Source organism: Pirellulales bacterium (genome assembly GCA_036499395.1).
Taxonomy (GTDB): domain Bacteria; phylum Planctomycetota; class Planctomycetia; order Pirellulales; family JACPPG01; genus JACPPG01.
This window is the reverse complement of the sequence record DASYDW010000078.1, coordinates 1-17030: the sequence shown is the minus strand read 5'-3', so window position 1 is coordinate 17030 and position 17030 is coordinate 1. Positions and strand designations below refer to the sequence as shown.

Sequence of the window (17030 nt, the reverse complement as noted above, 5' to 3'; positions counted from 1 at the left end):
ATGTGCGCAGTTTTCATCGGTACATCTGGCTGGACGTACAAGGATTGGCGCGGTTCGTTCTTCCCCAGCGACATACCCGTAAAACGTTGGTTCGGTTGGTACGCGACGCAATTCCGAAGTACTGAAATCAATGGATCCTTCTACCGGACTCCAACACTCGATGCAGTGCAAGCCTGGCGGGATCAAACCCCAGACGAGTTCGTATTCGCGTGGAAAGCATCGAAGTTCATCACGCACTGGAAGCGATTGAGCGACAAATGTCGCAATAGCCTGGATCTTCTGGAAACGCGACTCGAAGTACTGGGCCCAAAAACCGGCCCGATCCTTTTTCAGTTGCCGCCTCAGTTCAAAATGGACCGGGAGAGGCTGGCCTCGTTTCTCACAATGCTGCGGAAGAAACGGCTCTATGCGTTTGAGTTTCGTGATGCGAGCTGGTACACGCCTTCCATTTTTGAACTCCTGGGTGATCACAATATCGCCTTGTGCATCTCAGATCACCATGATGCGCCAGTACCCTGGGAGGTGACTGCCAAACACGTCTATATCCGGGGCCACGGCCCCACCGGGCAGTACAAAGACCGTTATTCAGAGTCTGCGTTGCATCGTTGGGCCGAATCGATTGCCGATTGGCGGCAGAAACGACTCTCGGTCTATTGCTATTTCGACAATGACCAAAAGACAGCTGCACCCCAGGACGCAAAGCGACTGGCCGACTTGACGGCTCAGGGGTAGTGATCACTGACCGGGGCTTGTCGTCACGAAAGGATGGCGAGCGTGGATCGGTTTCAAAATGACCTCCTGCAACGCAGTATTGAAAGCACTGCTGAGGCAAGCGGTACGCCAGTAACAGAGATAACGCAACGGAACATCGAGGCAATTGCCCGCATGGAGAAGGATGCCGAGGCAAGTCGCACCTTGGGGGAACGCCTGGCCGACCGTTTTGCAGCGATTGTGGGCAGTTGGACTTTTATTGCAATCCAGTCATTTTTGTTGCTGGTCTGGATGGTCTTCAACATCCTAGCCTGGTCTTATCATTGGGATCCTTATCCGTTCATCTTGCTGAATCTCGCCTTGTCGTTTCAAGCCGCATTCGCGACTCCGGTCATCATGATGAGCCAGAATCGACAAGCTCGGCTTGCGGAGAAAAGAAATCGCCTTGATCTGCAGATCAATCTACTAGCCGAGCAAGAGAATACAGAGCTGCTACGCATGGTGCGAAAGCTTTGCGAAAAGGCTGGAATCGCTTCGCACGAGGGAAATACGAGTTTGGAGCAGGACACTCCTGCTGAGGTAGTGGCTCAGCAAATCGAAGAAGCAAATGCCCCTGAACCCCCACAGAAATAGCATGTTTTCCATTCAGGTGTTTCTCCCACTTCGAAGTAACGCTGGCGTACCATTCCCGCGTGCCAGCTTCGATCAAGTCTCGACGACCTTGACCGAGCGATTCGGTGGGCTCACTGCATACCTCCGAGCTCCGGCGAATGGCGCCTGGCAAGACGATGAGGGCCATGTGAAAAAAGACGACTTGGTCGTGTACGAGGTCTTGACCGACGATCTCGACCGGGATTGGTGGAGCGATTACCGAAAGTCCTTGGAAGAGCTATTTCGGCAGGAAGAGATTGTGATCCGGGCGCAGAAGGTGTGGAAGCTTTGAATGGCTATATCGCGATTAAGGATCACTAGGCTGACGCTGCAGGATTTCTTGTCGTTCGATATGTAGCGGTTGAAATGGCGGAATAGCCTTCGGGCCAAACGGCATAACCTGTCGTCTTCCGCTAGCTACGTCACTATTCCACCGCTCGAGAAACGTGCTCCATACGGGGGCCGTGTCCGTTCGGTGAAACTCGGTCATAGCTCCTAAGTCGGCCCACATAAAATTCGTGTATCGCGGCACTTTATCGCACTGCCCAAGTTGATTGAGCAGCGAGACCGCAAGCTCCGACGCTGCGATCTCGAAATCACGATACCTGCCGAGAGCCGCTTCGAATCTGATTGGGTTAATAGCCTTCTCGGTTTTGGCGTCGCGTAAATCGATGAACAACTGCGCAACGTCGGTTTTGTTCAGACTCCACAGGATGATGCTGCCAAGAGCATGGGCTAGGTAGTAGCTTCGCTCCTCCGCGTCGTACGCGCGATTCATTCTGACAAGGATTCCATCAAACTCGCCAGCCTTACCCGGCGGCAGCGCCTCCTCTCTGACCTGAATGCCGTGAGCAACAGCCCATTCGCCAATAGCTTGATAGCAATATTCGAACGAAGTTGTCATCGTATCATCCAAGCAAGCGCGAGCCACACTTGCACGTTGCTAGTTCAAAAGGTGCTCTAAGTCGCACTGGTTGTATCACGCAACCACTCTAAGTGTGGCGAGCGTTGGATCCGAGGCGTCCTCGACAAACATCCCTTCTTTGACGCCAAGTTCGAGGAATTCGACAATCGCTTCTGTGATGCGTTCGCCTGGCACTAGACGTGGTATCCCGGGCGGATACGGTGACACGGTCTCAGCCACAATGCGGCCGGTAGCTGACCGCAATGGGACATGTGTTGTTTTTCCAAAGAGCGCCTCAGCAGGTGTCATGACAAGCTCTGCGTAGAGATCCTTGGCCAACGGAAACGTTGGCCTTCGAGTTAGCCTGAGGTTTCGTGGAGCTTTCGTCAATTCTCGCATGCCAGCAATTAGCCGCGCCACGGTTCCGGCATCGTCGGCCGTCGTCAGTAATGCAATCAGGTGCCGATGGTCTGAAAGTTCGAGTCGCAGGTGATGATTTTTGAGGAGCCAATCGCACGCTTCAAATCCCGTGATGCCTAATTCGGTGACGTCGAAGGTCAACTTGATCGGATCAAGTGAGATCGCACCTGGGCTGAGCAGGTCCTCCGCGCGCAATACCCGGAGGCCATTGAAGCCCTCTAGCTCCGCACGGACCGCCGCTGCCAAATCGACGACCTTACCCCACAGTTCTTGGCCATGCGTGGCCATGAGCCGCCGCGACCCATCGATTGAGCCCATGATTAAAGAGGACGGGCTGGTAGTCTGAAAAAGATCGAAGACAAGTTTAAAGCGGTCATCTGGAATCAAAGTGCCTTGTCGATTCACGATGGAGGCCTGTCCGAGCGCTGTCATTGTCTTGTGGTAGCTATTGCATGACAGATCAGCGCCTGACGCCATGGCCGAAGCGGGAAATGACGGATGAAACGGCAAATGAGCCCCCCACGCCTCATCTACGAGGAGGGGACGTTTGTTTTTGTGGCTAATGTCGGCAAGTCGTTTTAGATCGGCGCTGACACCGAAGTAGCTAGGATTTACGACGATAGCTCCTTTGGCATCCGGATGCTTTTGCCATCCCTGCTCAAGCTCCGCAGGCGATACCCCGTGCTCTAGATCCCACTTGGCATCATAGTCCGGCGTCAAAAAGATGGGCTGCACATTGGCGATGATCGCGGCTGCGATCATTGAGCGATGCGTATTCCGGGCGATCAGCACTTTATCGCCTGGAGCAGCCACTGCGAGCACCATGACGTGTGCGCTCAAGGAACTGCCATTCACGGAGAAATGGCAAGTGTCAGCGCCAATCAATTCAGCTGCTAAGGCCTCGGCCCTTTTCTGAACCTCTTTTGATTCCCTTCGGTCATCTAAGCCGTCAAGCGGTGGAATATCTGCCCGGAACATCACACGAGGAAGTATTGACGCTGTGGGGTCGTCGACAGCTTCGCCGAGCTTATGGCCTGGAACCCGAAAAGGAAGTGGCCCGGATCGATGGTAGCTCTCGATTGCCTCCAAAATGGGAGCTTTCTTCTGATCGCCCTTCATGACGCAATCCTTATTGGCTCAAGAACCTGTCAGCACCGCAAATAGACATCGGCGAGCCTCGCCTGCGGTGTTTGGCTTATCCGTCATGACTAGGTTTTGTTCTTTTCCATTTTGCCCAAGGGAGTGCTCCCGAATCGTGCACTTCCGCCTTAAGCGACGTCCGCATTTGCTCCAAGCAGTCTCGCGACAACCTCTCAGAATTCGCAGCGACACAGTCCCGAGGCACACATACGTGGTAGCCTCTCAAAAACGCATCATTGGCGGTAAAAAGCACGCACAAATTGGTGGCGATCCCCGTGAGGATCAAAGTATGGGCCTCTAGGTGCTTGAGCAAGATTTCAAGAGTTGTCGAATAGAAGCCCGAATGCGCTGGCTTAAGCACAAAGTAATCGTCCTCCGCAGGGCACAAGAGTTCGGCCAGCTTCCGGCCCGGCACATCGTCATTGAGGCAGTGCTGCACCTGACTTTTGAAATCCGACCGCCAGCGACCAAAGTTATCGTTCACGTAAATGACGGCGCATTCATGCTTTTTAGCTCGCTCCTTAAGACTCGCTAAGCGCTTAGCCATCGGCAGTGCAAAGCGCAGAAGCTCCTGGCTATCTGAAAAGTCGAGGTCATTGATGACGTCGATCAGTAGTAAGACCACCGGCGACTTATCGGGAACATTGCCGTACAGCGTGTCGTGGCTTTTGGTCATTCCTGATAGTCTCGAAAAAAGCTGCTGGCGTACTGATTGTCCTCAATCGATCGAGACCGCCAAAAAGAGAAGCGTAGCGACATCGGAAGACGTCGCCACGCTTCACGGTTGACCTTGCCGTAACGACTTAGCCCTTATCCGTCGAAGCCTCTGCTTCAGGGTTGATTTCGCTCATCGCGAGTTCGGTCAATTTCTCATCGGTTTCTTTTTCTTCATCCAGCGTCTGCTGCAGAAGCTCAACTGCTTCGTCCTGGCTGAGGAGCTCCGCAAGGGTTCGCGTGGTCCCATAAGCAGCGATTTCGTAGTGCTCGACGCGCTGCGCAGCGCCGATGAGTGCCGCGTCCTTGACCGTCGGCGCCCCATCCTCCTCCAGAAGATCGGCCCCCTCCTGAACGAGACCCTCCATTGCCTTACAGTGCTCGGCTCGCGGAGCCTTCTCCAGGATCGAGAAAATCTTCTCCAAGCGATCGACGTGCCCCTTGGTTTGCTCTAAATGCTCTTCAAAGGCGGTCCGCAATGCCGCGCTATTCGCCCCCTTAGCCATCTTTGGCAAGGCTTTGACGAGCTGCTTTTCGGCACTCAGCAGGTCTTTGAGTTCGTGAACGAAGAGGTCTTCGAGTGATCCTAATTTCATGGTTCGTTTCCCTTTAACAATGGTTTTTGGACTGCCAGTTTGGTCGTCTGCAAGCTGGCTAACGACTTGATTTTCGATCGCCTTTATCCCCTTGACCTTCTTTGACCTGGTTTTTGGCCTTCTTTCGTTGATCCTGCGACAGCGAGCGGTGTTGATCGTCGACCTCGCGGAATTCGCCCTTGTCATCTCGTCGGACGTAGCGCTTTGTGCCCGTATCTACGAGCTCGCGTTTGTGGGCTGCGTTTTTAGTCATGGCGGAGCTCCTTGGACTTTTGATGAGCCAGTTTGCAAAGGAGATATCCTCGCGATGGCAAATGCCGTACCACCTAGGGCAATTTCTAAAGCTTGCGGCCTGATCTTTGCTCCCTACCCCTATCGCCTCCACGGACCAAGTTTCACAGGCGCGCAAAAACTATGGGACTGCTTGAGTACCGAAAGAAACGCGATTTTCAAATGACCGCCGAGCCTCGTGGCGGGCGAGTCTCTTCCCACAAGAAACTCAGCTTTGTGATTCAAAAGCACGCCGCCTCGCATTTGCACTACGACTTCAGGCTCGAACTCGACGGTGTCCTAAAGAGTTGGGCTGTGCCGAAGGGCCCGTCGCTGGACCCGGCGACAAAACGCTTGGCGATGCAGGTGGAAGATCATCCGCTGGAGTATGGAGGTTTTGAGGGCATTATCCCGCCTGGCGAATATGGCGGCGGAACGGTCATGCTCTGGGATCGAGGAAGCTGGGAGCCTGTTGGCGATGCGAAGAAAGACTACCGCGAAGGAAGGCTGAAGTTCACCTTGCACGGTGAAAAGCTGGCAGGCGGCTGGATGCTCGTGCGAAAAGGAGGCAGGCGCGGAGCCCATGATGCGCGGCACTGGTTTTTGTTTAAGGAGCGAGACGAATTCGCTGATCCGTCGCTCGACGTAACGGAGGAATCACCGATGAGTGTGACGACTGGCCGTGACCTCGAGGAGATCGCGACGCAGGCGAAACGGGTATGGGGTCGAAACGGCGAAGTCTTACAGAACGGCCACAAGAAAGGATCAGCGAAAAAAGTCTCGCCGAAAGGGATCCCCGCCACTGGCGCCTCGAAGAAAGTGCCCGTCGCCAAGAAAGCAGATGTCGCGAAGGCGCTGAAGACAGTCAAAGGCAAGAGAGCGGCTATTCCGGCGTCGCCTACAGTGCAACTCGCGACCCTCACCAAGGATGCTCCCGAGGGAGATGATTGGATTCACGAGATCAAGTTTGACGGCTACCGCATGCTTTGCCGTATTGAGGGGGGCAAGGTGCGGTTTATTAGCCGCAACGGTCGCGACTGGACAGCAAAGTTTCCGAGCCTTGCAAAAGCTGTCGCGGGCCTTCCGCTAAAGACTGCGATCCTTGACGGCGAAGTCGTCGTCATGCAGCCCGATGGAACGACCAGCTTTCAGGCCCTACAGAATTCGTTTCAGGCCGGAGGCTTGACACCCTTTCAGTTCTACTGTTTCGACCTTCTTTATCTCGATGGCTTTGATCTCCGCGAAAACCCGATTGAGGATCGAAAGTCGCTCCTCGCCCAGATTATTCCAAGCCGCTCGGACGGCTTGCTCCATTTTAGCGACCATGTCGTGGGGAACGGCCCTAAGTGTTTTGCCGAAGCATCGCGGCTGCGACTTGAAGGCATCGTCTCCAAACGCTTGGGGCGTCCCTATTCACCTGGTCGCGGTCTCGACTGGTTAAAAATCAAATGCTCGCTTCGAGAAGAATTCGTCATTGGTGGTTTTACAGTTCCGAGCGGCTCGCGAAGCAACTTTGGCGCTCTAGCGATTGGTTACTACGACGATGAGCAACAGCTTAAGTATGCTGGGCGTGTAGGAACTGGTTTTGATGAACGCACGCTAGGCACATTGCATGCGAAATTGGTGAAACTCGCGCAGCCGAAATCACCATTCTACGATTTATCCGGTACCACGGGGCAAGCGCGTGGCGTGACCTGGGTCAAACCCTCGCTCGTTGCGCAGATTGAGTTTTCAAATTGGACCAAGGAGCGGCAGCTCCGGCATCCGTCGTTTCAAGGGTTGCGTGAGGATAAGGCAGCCAAAGATGTCGTCAGAGATGATCCCATTTCGGCGCCTACGATCAAATCAACGAAAAAAGCCAAACACATGGCCGAATTAAAAACTGTAGCCAAAGGTTCCGCGTCCCCATTATTGCATGCCAAGAAATCCGCCAATACCGACGGTGAAGTGGCAGGCGTGAGACTTTCACACCCCGATAAGATTCTCTACCCCGAGGACGGCATTACGAAAAGGGATCTCGCCACCTATTACGAGCAAGTGGCCGATTGGATGTTGCCGCACGTCGAAAATCGCTTGCTGTCGCTTGTGCGTTGCCCGGCAGGAAGCGCTCAGAAGTGCTTTTTTCAAAAGCATCCAGGCGAAGGGACATCGGAGCATTTGCGACGTTTCAAAGTAACTGAGAAATCAAAAACAGAGGACTACCTGGCACTCTACGATGTTCAAGGTCTCGTGTCGCTTGTGCAAATGGGCGTGCTCGAAATCCATCTCTGGGGATCTCAAGCCGATCAATTCGAAAAACCCGACAGGCTCATTTTCGATCTCGATCCCGATCCAAGTGTTAATTGGCCCCAGGTGGTCACCGCGGCTAAAGAAGTGCGGCTCCTGCTAAAGGAACTCGATTTAACGTCGTTTATTAAGACGACCGGTGGCAAGGGAGTTCATATCGTTGTGCCTATTCGTAGACGCACAAGCTGGAACGATGCAAAAGCCTTTTGCCGGGCTGTGGCTGATTTTCTGGTGGCGGCCGCACCTGATCGCTATATCGCGACTATGAGTAAGGCTGCTCGCAAAGGGAAGATCTTTGTCGATTATTTGCGTAACGATCGCGGAGCGACGGCGATTGCCCCCTATTCCACCCGCGCACGACCCGGCGCCCCCGTAAGTGTGCCGATCAGCTGGGACGAGCTGAGCAATAAAATCACCTCGAACCATTTCACTCTTCAGAATCTTCCGGGAAGGCTCTTGCGACTGAAAAAAGATCCGTGGGCCGGGATCCAGAACACAGATCAAGGCATCACCACCTCAATGCTTCGCAAACTTAAACCCGCTAGCGCACGCCGATGATGTCAGGAGATAAACCATGGCCACCACGCGGAGAAAACCGAAATCTAAATCCAGATCGAAGTTCCGAGCCAGTTGGCGCGGACAGCTTCGCTTCGGCTTAGTCTCCTTTGAGGTGCAGGCAGTCAATGCTGAAATCAAAGAGAATGCTGAAGTCCATTTCCATCTGCTACATGAGCCCGACCACGAGCGCATTCATTACGCAAAGGTCTGCCCTAAGCATGGCGAAGTGCCGAACGACGAAATCGTCGAGGGCTATGAGTACGCCAAGGGCAAGTATGTCGAGTTCGATAAAGAGGAACTGGACACGCTTCGCACTGAGAAGGACAAGGCGCTGACGATTGATGCCTTCGTCACGTCCGATGAGATTGATCCCATCTATTTTGATGGCCGGATGTATTATCTGATTCCTTCGGGCGCCAGTGCCGGCGAGCCTTATTCGCTGCTTGAGGCAGCGATGGAAAAAAAGAACCGTTGGGGCATTGGGCAAGTTGTGTTTTCGGGCCGAGAGCAGCTCGCTCTGATACGTCCACTAGATGGTGTTCTGACGATGGCAATGCTGAATTACGATGCAGAAATTAGAAAGCCCGCCGAAATCAAGAGCGAGTTCACGCGCGCCCATACGACTCCTCGGAAACTAAAGCTTGCCGAAGACCTGGTGGGCAAGTGGCACGAGGGCAAATTCGACTTTAGCGAATACAAGGACAACTACCGCAAAAAGGTCAAGCAGGCCATTGAGGCGAAAGAAAAGGGTATTGAGATCGAAGCGCCTGAGGAAGAAGAAGGTGAGGTCATCAATTTGATGGAGGCCTTGCAGCGAAGTGTGGCCCACGCGGGCAAGAATGGGTCTGCCCGCTCGGCTCATCCAGCGCGAAACGACAAAGCCAAGTCTGCAAAGAGAAAGCAGCACCCCGCTCATCGGCGGCGCGCTTAGAGATGGCCATGAGCAATGCCCAGATTGCCGAGTTCCTGCGCCGCTATGCAGCGGTCCTTGTTCTAGAGGGTGCTGACAGATTTAAGATCAAGGCTTATCGGCGGGCAGCAGAAACGCTTGAAACTCTAAAACAAGATGTGACAAAGTTCGTCTCGCGAGGTGAAGATTTAAAGCAGCTCCCGGCGATTGGACCAGGTATCAGCGCCACGATCGAGCAGATTGTCCGGACGGGTGGTCTTCCCCAATTAGAAAGAGCACTCGGGAAGCTTGAGCCAGGTCTCCTTGAATTGGCGACAAAGCCGGCTCTTGATCCCACGAAGATTAAGCGGATCTACAAGAAACTCGGTATTGGCAGCTTGCGGGAGTTAAAGGAGCGGCTAGACAGTGGAGAGATTCGCGAGGTGCTCGGAGCGAGGCTTGAGTTTCATATCCGGCAGGGGCTGCACGAACGGCCACGGATGCTTTTGTGGGCTGCCGAGAAGCTTATTCCGGCAATCCAAGAACAACTCTCCCAATGCGGGGCTACCCAGGTCGCTGCTATTGGGAGTCTGCGTCGAAAAAAAGACACCGTCGGTGATTTGGGATTTCTCATCTCCGGGCGAAGTGCTTCAACGATTTTTAAGCGGTTCGCCCGGTTTGCGATTCCCCATCCGGAGCCCTCAAAGAGCAAGCATGAAAAACGATTCCAACTGTCAGAAGGGCGAACCATAAATCTTGTCTGGTCAAAGTCTGAGGAGTGGGGATTATCGCTTCTCCATCATACTGGCTCGGACTCGCACCTCGCTGCGTTGGTTTCACTAGCGAAGAAGCAGCGTGATCCAATAACCGCGAAGGCACTTGGCCGAAAGGCCTCAGATGAAGGCGCCGTCTATGCCAGACTTGGCTTGCAATTTATCGAGCCCGAACTTCGAGAAGATCGAGGAGAAGTAGAAGCTGCAGCCGTCAATGCGCTGCCGACGCTCGTATCGCTGCAAGATATTCGTGGCGATTTGCACATGCATACCACGGAAAGCGACGGCGCAGACACTCTCCTCGCTATGGCCGAAGCCGCCCAGCAGCGAGGCTATGAATACATCGCGATTACCGACCACTCCCAGTCTCTAAAGATCACCAACGGGCTTACCGAAAAGCGGTTGTTTCAGCAAATCAAGGCCATCGACAAGCTCAATGCCAAGCTGAAAGGATTGACCGTCTTGAAATCTGGCGAGGTAGATATCCTCGAAGACGGAAAGCTTGACTATTCCGATGCGATTCTTAAAGAACTCGATCTGACCATTTGCTCAATCCATTCACGGTTCGCGCTCAATAGGGAACAACAGACTAACCGCCTTCTCCGCGCAATGGACAATCCCTACTTCAACATTCTGGGGCACGCGACAGGGCGTCTTTTGCTGAAACGCGAAGGGTACGAACTCGACTTTGACAAGCTTATGCAGCACGCACGTAGCAGGGACTGCTTCTTTGAAATCAATTCGAGTCCCGATCGCCTCGATCTGTCCGCCGAGCGTGCAAGAATGGCTAAGGAACAAGGGATCAAGATCGCAATCAACACGGATGCTCATAGCACTCGTGAGCTTTGCTTCATTTCGGCCGGAATCAACCAGGCCCGCAGAGGATGGCTCGGCGCCAAGGACGTCCTGAATACGCACTCGCTAGCTGCGCTGCGAAAGCTGCTCCGCAAGTAGGCGCAGCCCGCGGACCCGCGAACGAGGCACAAGACTTGCTCCGCTACGGCTCTGCGAAACTAGTCAGGAAGCAGCACTGTCCGCCCTGATGGCGGTTTCAGTCTGACTTCGGGGATTTCCGTAGGTCCTCTGAGGAGGCTTTGCCATGAACTCATTACTTCAACTGCATCGGCTCGTGTCGCGAGCGATGCGCACAGCGCTACCTGCCAGCGCAGTAACGACTGCGGTAGCCGCCATTTGCGGCCGACGAGATGACGGCGAACCAATCGCTCCGGTGAACGCAATTAGCCATATCGTTTGGGGCGATACCGCTGCAGAACAAGATGATGCATCGATTCAATACACCGCTGTGGGCACAGTGTTAAATACCATGGCCGTAACGTCCTGGTCTCTCGTCTACGAGGTCTTCTTCGGAAAATTGGCGCGGAAAGGAAATGTGGCGACTGCAGTATTAGGTGGGGTGGCAGTTGCCGGACTGGCATATGTCACTGACTATCACGTCGTCCCAAAACGGCTGACCCCGGGCTTTGAAAAGCGCTTATCGCCAACTTCCATGCTGCTGGTCTACTCGGCCCTCGCAGTCAGCTTACCGCTGGTGTCTCTTTTGGAGGGACATGCGACGAGCAAAGGGCGACGCAACCAGTGATTTGACCCAGTACGTTCAATGCCTTGGAACTTCGACCGTTGCTTGCTTCGACGGCACGTAGTTTGCTCGTTCCTCCATGTCTACCGCGAAGAATACACCTCTTAACGGAGTGCATCCCCGATGTTCCGCCATATTAAGGACTTGCAGTTCGACGCCCGCGTGTCGCATCCCGATCCCCGCTTCGCCAATCTGCTACTTGAGCAGTTCGGCGGCGGCAATGGTGAGTTGAAGGCTGCCATGCAGTACTTTGTGCAGGCATTTGGATGTCGGCGCGCTTATCCGGATAAGTACGACTTGCTGATGGACATCGCCACGGAAGAATTTAGCCATTTAGAGATAGTAGGGGCGACAATCACAATGCTGTTAGATGGCGTCAACGGCCAACTGAAAGACGCGGCCGAGGGTAATTTGGTAGCCCAAATCGGGAACGGTTCCTCCAAAAAGAATGATGTCATTGGCATGGCGATGGACAATCCCCGTTTTCTACTTGAGTCTGCAGGCGGTCCGTTAGTGACGGACTCGCTAGGCGTTCCCTGGACGGGCGCATTTGTGAATGCAAACGGTGATCTCACGGTCGACCTCCGCTCGAATATCGGCGCCGAGACAAGGGCAAAGATAATTTACGAGCGACTGCTCCAATTCACTGACGATCCTCACGTGCAGGACAGCCTGAGGTTTTTGATGACTCGCGAAATCGCGCATTTCCAGCAGTTCAGTGCTGCTTTGGCGACGATTGAGCCCAATTTCCCTCCCGGAATTCTTCAGGGCGATTTGCGGTTCACCCACACATATTTCAATATGTCGAACGGCGAAGAAGACGCCCGAGGACCCTGGAACAAAGGCAAAGGACCATGGGAAAAGGGCGAACAATGGGAATACGTTGAGGACCCCACAGTTCAAGTCCAAGAGACTGCCGGACAAATGCAAAAGGAGATCACCGGCCACGAGCGTGACCGGAAAGCCGCTAAGGGCCTGGAACAGGAGCTCGCTTCGCAACGGAGTTCCGAAATGACTACTGCCCCTTTGGTCGAGCAAGGTTGGTCGGATTATGCATCGACTCAACAATGACCAATACGCGCCCGAGCGATGCGCTATAGGCCCTCGAGTGGACAGTTCGTACAGCGCATAGCCCGTTGTCCATTCCTACAGACTCGATGGAGATTGCCATGGCCAAATACGGCAAGAAGGCGGGAAGTTCGGTTAAGCGAGCGCTTCACAAGAAGAAGAAGGGCACCCTAAAAAGCGGCAAGTCGAAGAAAAAGGTCAAGAGCCGCAAACAGGCCATAGCGATCGGTCTCTCAGAAGCGCGAAAAAAAGGCGATAAAGTTCCCAAGAAAAAGGGGACAAAAAGGAAATCATCGAAAACATAAGGTCTTTCGACCCGCGATCGGATGGGATGTGAAGCTCAAGACTTCGCCTTAATTTTGGGTCTGAGCGTCGTATCTGTCCGATAAGCGGGGGGCGAATAAAAATTGATGGTGCGTAGCGCGCCTCGCCCCGCGTGCCTTATTTGATGAAGATCACCCTTCTCGATAATGAGCAATGAGCCAGGTCGCAATTTAACCGTCCTTCGCCGAGCGCCTTTTGGAATTAGCGTGGCAGTGCCTGTGCCTGACACGACAAACAGCCATTGCTCGGACCTTGCATGCTCATTGCGAGGTACATCGTCGCTTGCACTGCGCCCTCGCAGAGTCATTATTGCAGCTTGTACGTGTTCCGTATTTGCGATGACATTGAACTCTTCGGAGTGGCCACGCGTTTGAATGAGTTGCATTTTTCGACTCTCTTTCTGCTCGAACGGGGCGAACCCTCACGATGTCCAGTTTTGCAGCATTTGAGTCTGACAGGTGTCGGCCTGAGAGGGTTCAACTCTTGCTTTGTAGTTCCGCCAGCGGCGCCTCCACCGACACGTCAAATGCCCCGCTGAGTTCTTCTGCCAGGATTCCCCAGATGCACGAAGAATTTTTACCGCGCGACTTGCGGAATATTTCAGCAAGAGCGCCTTATCAACCGCCGCCTACGATTGGGATTTGATAATACTCACCTCGCCGTTTCTTTCCTTAAAGGCTTGCGCAACCTGACCAAGGCTCTCAACACCATGCATCCGGGCTGCCTCCTCAAGATCGTGCTCGGATATATGGCTCTCGCGCAAGTTTGCCAACAGCAAATGGCCATCTCGAATTAGCGGGGTGACATCGCCCTTGATCAGTGATCCGAAGAAATGTGACCTGAGGGCTAACCCCGTAAAAGTCCAATGCACAGCCACAAGTGCTGCAGTTGCCACAAAAGTACCGGAAAGCGAAGCATGGCCGGTGATGCCGCGGCTAAGGAGCGACCCGAGAATAAAACCGAGCAGAATATCAAAGGGACTCGCCCTACTTACCAGTCTGCTCTTGCCGAGTCGCACAACAACGAGGCCCACGATATAGACCAGCAGCGCACGCAGCATGATTTGGTGCAGCAGCAGGGAGTTTGTCGGCTCATCGCCGCCGAACACCCAGCTAAGCAACCTTGTCAGGCTTTCCATGACATCACCGAGCGTTGGAGAAGCGTAGGTTTATTTCTCAATATTCACTCTGAACGTTCGCACTATTCGGAACTCAAGGAAGCACACCGTCCTGTAGCCTAAAGAAGCCCACAGCTATCATCACAGTGGAGGAGCACAAACCCCTCAGCGACTATCTCGTGACTTCTTTGCTCGCGAGGACTTGCGAGGGTTTTGGCACGTCGGACAAAAAAAGCTTATGCGGTTGCGTCTACCGGTCTTTTTCATCTTCACGGAACAGTTACACAGTGGGCAAGTACGCTTGCGATAGATGCTCCAGTTCTTTCGTAAAACATAGGCCTTTTTCCAGCGGTAGAACCGTAACGAATAATCTCGCGCTTCGCGAACCAACGCTCGTCGTTCAGCTGCGGTCAGTATTCCGACCTTTGTTTCGGGATGGAGCTTTAGGTTGAAGAGTACTTCGTTTTTGATGATGTTGCCGGCGCCCGCGAAAACGTCCTGGTCGAGCAGTACGTCGCAAACCATGGAGTCAGTCTGTTTTGCAACGAGCCGGCGGACTCGCTGCTCATCCCATTGGTGCGACATTACGTCGACGCGCCAATCGTAAATCGATGCGATCGGTTCATTCAAGAGCCGGATCGAGCAAGAGTAGAGATGGATCGAGCCGCTGCGGAACTTCAGAGTCAGTTGCGGAGATCTCCCTGGCTTGGCGTGATTGATGCGATAGCTACCGTACATCAGAAAATGAACACGCAGGACCACCGATTCCAGGCACAATAGAAAGTGCTTTCCCCAAGAAGCAAGCTCAAGCAGCCTTTGGCCTTTAATTGCACGGCAATCGACCTTAGTCGTCGAACCCGTGCAATCTAACACGCGCTTTCCGACAAACGCCTGAGTTTCTTCGATCAAGATAGCGAGTGAGGGCCCTTCCACAATGATCTCCGCTTCTTGGAAGACATTACGTCGCTTAAAGTTCAACTGAGATATGGGTCGCGTCCCCTAGTGGCATGACGTCTTCAGCCGGTTGACGTCGCGACGGTCGCCAAATATGCATTCAAGGGTCGATTGCGGACCAAGACTCCTTCGCTCCGTTGGCAAACCATCAACACACTGACGCGTTCTCGCAACGGACCTAGTCCATCGCTGCGGCCACCGTCGTTGGCTCAGACAGACTCGCGGCGTGACTTACGCGTGGTTCTCCGCGACTCCAGTTCGACGAAGCCAGCAGCGCGCCGCAAATCGGCCATGAATTCACGGCGCATGGCTCGCCGGCTAGCTTCATCCGGCGCCCGCAACAGGGCCGAGGGGTGATAGGTAGCCAGGATGGGCGGCAGGTCGGACCCGGTAATGATCTTCCCCCGTTCGCGGGTCACCCGAAAGCCGGAACCGAGCAATGACTGTGCAGCTGTAGCGCCCAGGCAAACGATTAACGTGGGATTTACAACCGCGATTTCGGCGTGCAGCCAGGGTCGGCAGGCGTTGACTTCGCGAGAGTTAGGTTTGGCATGCAGGCGACGCTTGCCGCGGGGGGTCCATTTGAAGTGCTTCACGGCGTTGGTCACATAAGCTTCCTCGAAGTCAATTCCCACGTCCGCGAGCACCTCCCGTAATAATCGACCGGCCGGTCCCACAAAGGGGCGGCACTCACGATCCTCGGCATCCCCCGGCTGCTCGCCCAGGAGCATAAGCCGCGCATTCGCAGAGCCTTCGCCAAAGACTGTGTGGGTGGCGTTCTCGTAGAGTGGACATCCTTTGCAATCTGCGGCGGCGCGCCGAAGGTTACCGAGGCTCAACTTTGTCGGCAGAAAATCGCGAGCCGATACCTGAGGCCCTACTTTTTTAGAGGTCTTCATCTTCGTATGCGCCTTGTGCCTCCAAAGGCGTCAGCGTGGTTGATTGACACCCACCCTCTCCGGGTCGTAACGCGCTGACTTCTATTTTATGGACAGTTTCCCCTTGAACTTTCCGCAACATCCGTGCCATTGCGATTGGCGCAATTTTTGCCAGCTTTAGCTACGACCAATCAAACGCAGCCCATCTTTTACCGCTTTTTAAGTCTGTAATTGGGCAGACCAGAGATTGAGTTAAAACGCACTTTAGAAAATCACGGTCATGTCTCTGTTCGTTGGTTGCGCCGGTTGGAATCTTCGCAAGGAATTCCTTGACTTGTTTCCGCGTAACGGAACTCATCTCCAGCGTTACGCGGTTCGCTTAAACTGCGTCGAGATTAATTCATCGTTTTATCGCTCCCATCGCAAGAAAACATATGAGCGCTGGGGCGCATCGACACCAGCAGACTTTCAATTCTCCGTGAAGATGCCCAAGCTAATAACCCACGTCGGCCGGCTGGTTAATGTTGAGCGAGAAACACAGCAATTTGTTGACGAAGTCTCCGGCTTGGGAAGCAAGCTCGGTCCAATCCTCATCCAGCTGCCGCCAAGTGTTGAATGTGATCTCTCGAACGTTGAGCGATTTTTTAGAGCACTTCGACAACTGATCGAAACGCCGATCGTTTGCGAACCGCGGCATTTGAGTTGGTTTGCGCCTAAGGCGGAAGGGCTAATGACGGAGTATTCCATTGGCCGAGTGGCCGCTGATCCAAGCATTGTGCCGGGCGCCGCAGCCCCCGGAGCCTGTATGCAGATGTGCTATTTTCGCTGGCATGGTTCACCTCGCATGTACTATTCGCCCTATGACGAGCTCGCACTGGGCAAACTCGCCAAATTGGTGTCGACAACGGCGAGTGAGGCACAGGACGTATGGTGCATATTTGACAACACCGCACTGGGTGCAGCCTTGAGCAATGCAATTGCGCTGACTGACATCCACCTTCCTGCTACCGAATTGGACATACGACGATGCCGCTAGGGATTAAAAGCCTATCCGAGAACCTTGGCGGCTCTCAAGGCGACGATAGCGAATTGAAAATGGAGCAGGCCCAGATAATTCGCGGCTTTCTTTTCCCAGCGGATCAACAAGCGCCGTGCGCGGTTGAGCCAGGAGTGCGTGCGT

The 17030-nt window shown here is 54.0% G+C and carries 19 protein-coding genes; 10 read left to right on the top strand and 9 right to left on the bottom strand.

Annotation, left to right across the window (positions count from 1 at the left end; all coding sequences use genetic code 11):
* Genes VGN12_15325 through VGN12_15315 form a run of 3 tightly spaced genes read left to right on the top strand, consistent with a single transcriptional unit; the run spans position 1 to position 1654 of the window.
* The gene (locus VGN12_15325; GenBank protein ID HEY4310820.1) at positions 1-732 is read left to right on the top strand and encodes a DUF72 domain-containing protein; all 732 of its coding nucleotides are present in this window, start codon (positions 1-3) and stop codon (positions 730-732) included.
* Positions 733-774: 42 nt separating this feature from the next.
* Entirely contained in the window at positions 775-1344 is a 570-nt protein-coding gene (locus VGN12_15320; protein ID HEY4310819.1) for a DUF1003 domain-containing protein, read from the top strand.
* A 1-nt stretch (position 1345) separates the two neighbouring features.
* Positions 1346-1654: a hypothetical protein gene (locus tag VGN12_15315; GenBank protein ID HEY4310818.1), complete on the top strand. Its 309-nt coding sequence runs from the start codon at positions 1346-1348 to the stop codon at positions 1652-1654.
* 15 nt (positions 1655-1669) lie between these two features.
* Here the strand turns inward: VGN12_15315 and VGN12_15310 are convergent, their stop codons facing one another.
* From VGN12_15310 to VGN12_15290, 5 genes are all read right to left on the bottom strand, one after another.
* A complete protein-coding gene (locus VGN12_15310; GenBank protein ID HEY4310817.1) occupies positions 1670-2266 on the bottom strand; it encodes a hypothetical protein in 597 nt (198 codons plus the stop codon).
* A 75-nt stretch (positions 2267-2341) separates the two neighbouring features.
* Positions 2342-3805 carry an aminotransferase class I/II-fold pyridoxal phosphate-dependent enzyme gene (locus VGN12_15305; GenBank protein ID HEY4310816.1) on the bottom strand — a complete coding sequence of 488 codons (1464 nt, stop codon included), beginning with the start codon at positions 3803-3805 and terminating at the stop codon, positions 2342-2344.
* 76 nt (positions 3806-3881) lie between these two features.
* Complete coding sequence (locus VGN12_15300) at positions 3882-4502, bottom strand: isochorismatase family cysteine hydrolase (GenBank protein HEY4310815.1); 621 nt, start codon at positions 4500-4502, stop codon at positions 3882-3884.
* A 127-nt stretch (positions 4503-4629) separates the two neighbouring features.
* Positions 4630-5136: a ferritin-like domain-containing protein gene (locus tag VGN12_15295; protein ID HEY4310814.1), complete on the bottom strand. Its 507-nt coding sequence runs from the start codon at positions 5134-5136 to the stop codon at positions 4630-4632.
* Between the two features lie 58 nt (positions 5137-5194).
* Positions 5195-5389 carry a hypothetical protein gene (locus tag VGN12_15290; protein HEY4310813.1) on the bottom strand — a complete coding sequence of 65 codons (195 nt, stop codon included), beginning with the start codon at positions 5387-5389 and terminating at the stop codon, positions 5195-5197.
* A gap of 161 nt (positions 5390-5550) precedes the next feature.
* On the opposite strand from VGN12_15290, the gene ligD reads away from it, so the two are divergent.
* The 6 genes from ligD (at position 5551) to VGN12_15260 (ending at position 12882) form a co-directional block, all read left to right on the top strand.
* Positions 5551-8250, top strand: coding sequence for a DNA ligase D (gene ligD / locus VGN12_15285; GenBank protein ID HEY4310812.1), 2700 nt, complete (start codon positions 5551-5553; stop codon positions 8248-8250).
* A 16-nt stretch (positions 8251-8266) separates the two neighbouring features.
* Positions 8267-9181: a Ku protein gene (locus tag VGN12_15280; GenBank protein ID HEY4310811.1), complete on the top strand. Its 915-nt coding sequence runs from the start codon at positions 8267-8269 to the stop codon at positions 9179-9181.
* An 8-nt stretch (positions 9182-9189) separates the two neighbouring features.
* Positions 9190-10866 carry a PHP domain-containing protein gene (locus tag VGN12_15275; GenBank protein ID HEY4310810.1) on the top strand — a complete coding sequence of 559 codons (1677 nt, stop codon included), beginning with the start codon at positions 9190-9192 and terminating at the stop codon, positions 10864-10866.
* A 145-nt stretch (positions 10867-11011) separates the two neighbouring features.
* The gene (locus tag VGN12_15270) at positions 11012-11512 is read left to right on the top strand and encodes a hypothetical protein (protein ID HEY4310809.1); all 501 of its coding nucleotides are present in this window, start codon (positions 11012-11014) and stop codon (positions 11510-11512) included.
* Between the two features lie 120 nt (positions 11513-11632).
* Positions 11633-12580, top strand: coding sequence for a manganese catalase family protein (locus VGN12_15265; GenBank protein ID HEY4310808.1), 948 nt, complete (start codon positions 11633-11635; stop codon positions 12578-12580).
* Between the two features lie 98 nt (positions 12581-12678).
* Positions 12679-12882: a DUF6496 domain-containing protein gene (locus VGN12_15260; GenBank protein HEY4310807.1), complete on the top strand. Its 204-nt coding sequence runs from the start codon at positions 12679-12681 to the stop codon at positions 12880-12882.
* Between the two features lie 647 nt (positions 12883-13529).
* On the opposite strand, the gene VGN12_15255 is transcribed toward VGN12_15260, so the two are convergent.
* The 3 genes from VGN12_15255 to VGN12_15245 all read right to left on the bottom strand — a co-directional run bounded on the left by VGN12_15255 (position 13530) and on the right by VGN12_15245 (position 15871).
* On the bottom strand, positions 13530-14039 hold the full coding sequence (locus VGN12_15255; protein ID HEY4310806.1) for a YetF domain-containing protein: 510 nt from the start codon (positions 14037-14039) through the stop codon (positions 13530-13532).
* Between the two features lie 144 nt (positions 14040-14183).
* Complete coding sequence (locus VGN12_15250; GenBank protein HEY4310805.1) at positions 14184-14996, bottom strand: DNA-formamidopyrimidine glycosylase family protein; 813 nt, start codon at positions 14994-14996, stop codon at positions 14184-14186.
* 185 nt (positions 14997-15181) lie between these two features.
* Positions 15182-15871: a UdgX family uracil-DNA binding protein gene (locus tag VGN12_15245; GenBank protein ID HEY4310804.1), complete on the bottom strand. Its 690-nt coding sequence runs from the start codon at positions 15869-15871 to the stop codon at positions 15182-15184.
* 259 nt (positions 15872-16130) lie between these two features.
* Between VGN12_15245 and VGN12_15240 the strand changes: the two genes are divergently transcribed.
* The gene (locus VGN12_15240) at positions 16131-16886 is read left to right on the top strand and encodes a DUF72 domain-containing protein (GenBank protein HEY4310803.1); all 756 of its coding nucleotides are present in this window, start codon (positions 16131-16133) and stop codon (positions 16884-16886) included.
* 11 nt (positions 16887-16897) lie between these two features.
* Here the strand turns inward: VGN12_15240 and VGN12_15235 are convergent.
* A partial coding sequence (locus VGN12_15235; protein HEY4310802.1) for an IS5/IS1182 family transposase occupies positions 16898-17030 on the bottom strand: 133 nt, incomplete at its 5' end.